This window comes from Dietzia aurantiaca (genome assembly GCF_021033825.1).
Classification (GTDB): Bacteria; Actinomycetota; Actinomycetes; order Mycobacteriales; family Mycobacteriaceae; genus Dietzia; species Dietzia aurantiaca.
Genome location: NZ_JAIFXZ010000017.1, coordinates 80,902 through 87,343, shown reverse-complemented (window position 1 = coordinate 87,343; position 6,442 = coordinate 80,902). Strand labels below are relative to the sequence as shown.

Annotated in this window: 7 protein-coding genes; 3 read left to right on the top strand and 4 right to left on the bottom strand. The window is 69.5% G+C overall.

The features are described 5' to 3' along the window. The 4 genes from K3888_RS15640 to K3888_RS15625 all read right to left on the bottom strand — a co-directional run. Positions 1-893 (bottom strand): ADP-ribosylglycohydrolase family protein (locus K3888_RS15640; RefSeq protein ID WP_230931203.1); only part of this gene is annotated, 893 nt, incomplete at its 3' end. Between the two features lie 4 nt (positions 894-897). Further along, on the bottom strand, positions 898-1,839 hold the full coding sequence (locus K3888_RS15635; protein WP_230931202.1) for a DMT family transporter: 942 nt from the start codon (positions 1,837-1,839) through the stop codon (positions 898-900). A 114-nt stretch (positions 1,840-1,953) separates the two neighbouring features. Continuing rightward, a complete protein-coding gene (locus tag K3888_RS17935) occupies positions 1,954-2,982 on the bottom strand; it encodes an FUSC family protein (protein ID WP_230931201.1) in 1,029 nt (342 codons plus the stop codon). Positions 2,983-3,081: 99 nt separating this feature from the next. Continuing rightward, positions 3,082-4,089 (bottom strand): hypothetical protein, encoded by a 1,008-nt coding sequence (locus K3888_RS15625; RefSeq protein ID WP_230931200.1) that lies wholly within the window; start codon positions 4,087-4,089, stop codon positions 3,082-3,084. Between the two features lie 305 nt (positions 4,090-4,394). Between K3888_RS15625 and K3888_RS15620 the strand changes: the two genes are divergently transcribed. From K3888_RS15620 to K3888_RS15610, 3 genes are all read left to right on the top strand, one after another. Beyond that, the gene (locus tag K3888_RS15620; RefSeq protein ID WP_230931199.1) at positions 4,395-5,666 is read left to right on the top strand and encodes a reverse transcriptase family protein; all 1,272 of its coding nucleotides are present in this window, start codon (positions 4,395-4,397) and stop codon (positions 5,664-5,666) included. A gap of 121 nt (positions 5,667-5,787) precedes the next feature. After that, complete coding sequence (locus tag K3888_RS15615) at positions 5,788-6,132, top strand: hypothetical protein (protein ID WP_230931198.1); 345 nt, start codon at positions 5,788-5,790, stop codon at positions 6,130-6,132. Next, complete coding sequence (locus K3888_RS15610) at positions 6,129-6,296, top strand: hypothetical protein (RefSeq protein ID WP_230931197.1); 168 nt, start codon at positions 6,129-6,131, stop codon at positions 6,294-6,296. The genes K3888_RS15615 and K3888_RS15610 overlap by 4 nt, the downstream gene beginning before the upstream one ends. The last annotated feature ends 146 nt before the right edge of the window (positions 6,297-6,442 follow it).

The window sequence follows — 6,442 nt, the reverse complement described above, 5'->3', positions numbered from 1 at the left end:
GCCGTGGCGCCCCAGCGCCCGCCGAGGAGCCCGCCGGCGATCGCGGCAACGGTGTCGGTGTCGTCGCCGATCGCGATGGCCGTAGCCAACGATTCGGCAGCGTGCCGGCCCGGGTCGTCGGCGGACACCGGTGTGTGGTGGATCGACGACCACGCAGCCTGGAGCGCGGTCACCACCCACCCGTTCGGCGTGAAGCGTGAGGGCGGCTCCTGCTCTGCCTCGTCGATCCGGCTCGCCCAGATCGAGCGGGCCTCGTCGTCGTCCAGGAACGCCAGCCCACTACGGATGTCGAAGACCCGCTCCCGGACCGCGCGGTCGATCGCCAGCGACCAGAGGACGCAGGCCTGGCCGGCGCACGGGTCCGCGTGCGTCAGCGCGCTCACCTCGGTCGCCGCTCGGGCGATGGCCTCCCGATCACCCAGGTGGGCGAGCGCGACGGGAGCGGTGCGCATGAGCGAGCCGTTCCCGGCGGAGCGCTCGTGCCGGGCCGAAAAGTCGACAGCCGCCTCACGCACCGCGGCCGCCGTGGGTTCGGATCCGGCCGCGCGCAGGACCGCACGGGTCTGATTACCGATGTCCGACGGGCCGGAGTCGTACCAACGGCGGAAGTGCCGCGCGATCGTGGTGAGCGCCCCCTCGGCCAGCAGGCCGTGTCCGCGGGAGGTCGCGTTGAGAACACACCAGGCCATGGTGGTGTCGTCCGTCCACTGGCCGGGTGCGAATGCGCCGAGCCCGCCGCCGATCATGTCCGGGCCGCCGGGGCCCAGCGGCGCGGAGCCGAACTCGTAGCCCGCTCCGAGCGCGTCGCCGACCGCCGTGCCGATCATCGCCCCGGCCACTCGATCCCGTAGGCCTGCCTGCTCCTCGCCGGTCGTCTTGTCGCCCGTTGTCATGCCGTCAGCCCTCCGAGTCGATGGGTTGGTTCCGCGCGCCCTGAGCGGCAGCAGCCGAACGGGAGCGCAGCACCATGGTCACGCCGATCGCACTGATGGCCATCCCCACCACCGCGATCACGGTGATCGGGACACTGAACATGAGCCACACCCACAGCATGGTCGTGGGCGGGGTGAGGTAGAGCAGCACGCTCGCCACGGTGGCCCCGCGGGTGCGGGTCACGTACACGAACAGGGCGTAGCCGCCGAGCGTGGACAGGGACACCAGCCACAGCACGGCCAGCCAGAAGTCGAGTTGCGCCGGCAGCGTCGTCTGACCCGCCACCACGGAGACCGCCACCAGCGCGAGGGCCGTCACCACCATCTGCATGGTGATGGACTGCAGCAGGGACTCGGTCGGCCTGAGCTTCTGGGTGAGGACCGTGCCGGTGGTCAGCGAGAGCATCCCGGCCGCCGGGAGCAGGTAGGCCCACCACTGCGCGGACCCGCCGCCCAGGTCCCCGGAGACCACCACCGCCACGCCGGCCAGCCCCAGCACCATGCCGATCCACATGGTCGGGGTAATCCGTTCGCCCAGGATACTCCCCGCGACCGTCGCCACCAGCAGCGGCTGGAGCGAGGCGATGAGGGCCGCGGTCCCGCCGTCGACCCCCTGGTTGACGCCCTCGAAGATCAGGAAGAGGAACCCCGCCTGGCTGAGCAGCCCGATGACCGCCTGCCGGCCCCACGCCCGTCGGTCCGTCAGGTCGACCCGCAACGCCAGGCAGACCGTCACTAGCATCACCGCGAGGATCGAGAACCGCCAACTCAGCAGCTGTAGCGGGGTGCCGCCCGCGCGGATCCCGAGCTCGGCCCCCACGAATCCTGAGCTCCACATGACGACCAGAGCCACCGACGCCAGATGGCCGGCGGTGCGGCGGGGGGCGTCTCGAGCAGGGGCGGGCATGTGCTGAGGCTACGAAGCGACCGACCTCGTCGTCGTCATACAGGGCGCGCCACCCCCGGAGCCCCAGTCGCGGTTCCACTGTGCGCGTTGGCCCCCAAGACGTCGTCAAGCCACTCAAGTCTCTTGCGGCCGGGGATGCCGGATCAGATACTTGTGGCCGCCAGCCATCACGACTATTGCCAGGCCAGAGCCGACGAGCGTGTAAAGGGCGCGATCGGCGATCGCCTGCGCAACATCGTGGGTCCCCCCGGCGGTCTGCAGGACCACCGCCGGGGTGAGGAATGTGACGAACACCCAGTACGGCAGTCGCAGGTTGGCCCACGCCGCAAGGATGGTCAGCACTGCGGCGAGCGCGGCGATCAGGCCGGGCAGGTGATGGAACGCGACCACGACAACCGCTGCGGCCGTCGACCCTACAAGGGTCCCGACTACACGCTGGCTCACCCGAGTGATCGCAGACGCGTAGTAGGGCTGGACCACGACGTACATGGTCAGGACGATCCACCACGAATTGGGCGGCAGCCAGGTCAACGCGATGAACGAGGTCAGCGCTACAAGTCCGCCCATCGCCGCGGCGAAGTACAGGGAGGTCCGATTCGGTACGGCCTCGGGCGGGGTGACATGCACCTTGTTGATCGCGAACGCCCCGAACGTCGCCGTCCACACACCACCGATCAGCAGAACCACCATCGCCATGAGGATCGACTCCGGTGAGGCGTCCGCCGAATACCTGCCTGACGGCAGCGCCACGTGCATATCCCCTATCAACGCGAGGGCGGCGAGCGGGGCAGCGAAGGACATCATCACATGCCACCCCCGCCGGGCCGAGAGCCCCGTCGCCACGCCGAGCAGCAGCATGTACGCGGCTCCGACAACAGGCGGCAGGTCGCGCAGCAGGAGGGAGATCCCGACGATCACCGGCGTCAGCGCGGCTGCGGCAAAGGCGAGACGACGACCAGCGAACAGACCCATGAGTGCCGGAAGCATGCCCAGATACCAGAGCGAGCCGTTCGACTTCCACGACGACAGGTCCAGCACGACGATCGGGGCGAGGACGAGTATCGCCGCCAACGCCGCCACCGCGATGCGCGTATCGGGCTTTCCCGTGCTGGACTGCGGAATCGCACCCGTTGTTGAGGTCACGATGCAACGGTGGCACATACTACGGAGAGTTGAGGGCGAATGCGCAGGAGGCCACCACCCCTCCCACGGACGGACCCGGCCGGCCGGACGGTTGCCGCTTTACACGGGCATCCAGGCAGAGCCCTGCGCGTCGCGACTGAAGAACTCGTCGTCGTCAAAAATCTTGGTGACGTGGAGGAACAGCGACGCGCACACGTACCGCACCGCGGTGAGTCGCACCGTCACGCCCGGGAGCTCATCGGCCAGGCTCGCGGCGATCGCGCGCCCCTCGCGGTACCAGGCGACGGGGTCGACGTCGTCGCTCCAGCGCGGCAGAGCGAAGCCGTACCCCGGCAGACCGAACCGGGCGCCCGAATCCTCCGGCCCGCTGCCGTAGTCGATGAAGCCGCGTCGCCAGTCGTCGTTCCACCGGCGGAGTCGTTCCTCGAGCTCGGCGGTGAGGCCCAGCGAGCGGGGCGTCGCGAAACCCGCCGGCCCGGGTCCGCCGAGGAGCCGAGGCGGCTGGTGGTAGGGCAGGCGACCGGCCCAGATCCCCCACTCGACGCCGTACTCGGGCATGAGTCGCAGTCCTGCTGGCACGTCCGGGTCGGGCTCATTTCCGGGCATGCGCCAGCCATCTTCACGGGTGCACTGTCCGGTCAGGGCGCAGGCGTAAGCCAGCTGGTCGGCGGCGAGCTCGCACACCACGTACTTCTCCGCGCAGCAGAACACGAAATGCTCCGGGTAGTGCTCGCCGAGCCGCTCGGCGAGCTCGTGGCCTCGGTCGAGCCACGCCATCTCGTCGAAGCCGTCACGCCACACCGGCTGGTCGACCGGCCTGTCACCGATGTGGAGGAAGTTCTCCCTGAACTCCGCGATCCACGTCTCGATCTGGCGCTGAAGTGCGGTCGGGATCTGCAGGTCGGTCGCCACCCCCTGGTCGTACCCGGGGTGGCCCGGCGGGAAGACGTCGGGGGACCCCGAGATGTAGGGCCGGTAGTCGATGACCGGGTGGAGCGCGACGTGGCGGCGTTCCAGCGGACCAGGGTCCGCGGACACCCGGCACGCCGCCCGGCACAGGTGCGACGGACGCAGCCCGTGGAAGGTTCCGTCAGGCGAGACACGCATGGGCTGCAGGCTAACCCGCGGCACCCGCGTGAAGGCGGTTCGGCAGGGCCCCCCTCTGACCTGCGGTGCCCTGCACACTGCTTCCAGGGCACCGCAGGTCAGCAGCGGATCCCTGGCAGACTGGGCGGCGTGGGCGGCGGGCGAGGCGAGAGTGGATCGATCCGATCCGTCTCAGGGGCAACCCCTGGGTACACATCACAGTTAGTTCCTGCGTCCGGTGCCGCACGGCACGCTCCGCGTGCGAATCGGCACCGCCGAGACGAGTTCAGGGTCGCCTCGCCCGCCGGCCACAGTCCCGCTGTCTGATGACCGAGCCACGCCCGCCCGCGCGACTGTCCCCTGCCGAAGTGGGCGACGCCGCCGCCTGGTTCTCTCGCACCTACACCGGCTGGACCTGGCCGGAACTCCTGCGGGCGCTCGACGCCGTCCTTCCGGGCGACGTCGCGCGCGAGGTACTCCCGTCGCTGTTGATGCTCCCGCGCGAACCCCGGCACCCGGCCGCGGCATTGCGTCGGGTGTTGCGCCCGTGGACCGCGCCCGCCCCGCAGCTCGCAACAATGCCGGTCCCCGCCCGGCGGGACACGGTCGCCGAGGATCTGCCCGCGCTCTATTCGGTGCGCGAAGTCGCCGACTGGCTCGACCTCACCGTCGGCGAGCTCGAGTGGTTCGCCGATCACGGCGGCTGGCTGCGCACCGCGTCCCCCAGCCTGCGGCACTACCGCGTGTGGACGAGGGAGAAGCGGGACGGGGTCCGCGTCATCGAGGCACCCAAGCCGCGACTGCGGGAGATGCAGCGGCGGATCCTGAGGCAACTCGTGTCCCACATTCCTGCGCATCGGGCGGCCAAGGGGTTCGTCCCGTGGTCGTCCACCGCCGACTTCGCGTGGCCGCACTCCGCGAAGGCAATCGTGTTGCGTGCGGACCTGCGTCACTGCTTTGAGAGCATCACCGCCCCGCGCATCGCCGACGTGTTCCGCCGAGCCGGATACCCGCCCACAGTCGCCCGGCTTCTCGCCGACCTGTGCACCACCGCGTCCCCGGCGGACAAGCTCCGCGGCGTCCCCTCCGAGCACGCCGCCTACCTCCGCGGCCGACATCTTCCGCAAGGGGCACCCACGTCCCCGCATCTGTCGAACCTGGTGATGCGCTCCCTCGATCGACGCCTGTACGGATACGCCGCGGCCAACGGACTCACCTACACGCGGTACGGCGATGACCTCGCGCTGTCCGGGCATGAGATGAACGCGGACCGCGCCCTCTGGGTGGTGCTCAAGGTGATCGCCTCCGAGGAGTTCACCGTCCACGCGGGCAAGGTGCGCGTCATGCGGGCACACCAGCGTCAGACGCTCGCCGGGCTCGTCGTCAATGACCGCCCCCGGGTCAGGCGTGCCGACTACGACAACCTCCGCGCGCTCCTCCACAATGCCCGCCGCTCCGGCGCCTCCTCCCAGAACCACGCCGAACACCCGGACTTCCGAGCCCACATCCTGGGGCTCATCGCCTGGGTCGGCGCGAGTGATCCCGTCCGTCGCGAGCGACTGTTACGCATGGCCGACGAGGTCGACTGGGAGGCTTGATTACGTGGGTTCAGCGACCAGCACACTGTGGGCCGAGACGCAGCGGTATTCAGTGGCAACCGAGTTCCTCAGACGACCTCATGTCGGACTCGACCGATACCGTCCGCACCGTGCATTCGAAATGGACGACACGATGACTGCACAGGCGTGGGTTGCTCTGGGACTCGGACTTCCCTCGCTGACCATCGCGTTCTTCACCTGGCGGCAGCGCAATGCCAACGACGCGCGTGACCAATGGTGGAAGCGCGCGATCTGGGCGGTGGACAAGAGTCTTGACGACGGCAAAGGCGCTCGCGATGTCGGCGCCGCCGCCCTTGCCACGATCTACGCCGAGCACACGCCACGAGGTGTCGACCGAAGACTCGTTGAGGACTTCGCCCGTGAGCTTTTGAACGACGACACCACTGGACAATCAGCCGTCGACTGCGACAATGGGGAGACGCTCGAAGGAGGCGGGACTCCATGACCCCACCCAGAAAGCCCGACGCCAACCCGCGTGGGCGCGGCCGCTTCAGCCCATCCGCACGAGCGCACCTCGCCGGAATTGTTGTCCAAGGCGACCGACGCCGGGGGCGGGCCACTCCCCAGTGGATCCGCGAGCTCGCAGAGTTCCACACCAAGACCCGCTGATCTCACCGGCTGGCCCGCCGGGGCGCTGATCAGTCCATCCGGGCAACCGGCAGCCGTCTAGGCGCTCGCGTCGTCGTCGTAGTCGTCGTTCTGAGCGCGAGGCACCACCGCTGACGGCATCGACACCGCCGAGACGGGCGGGTTGA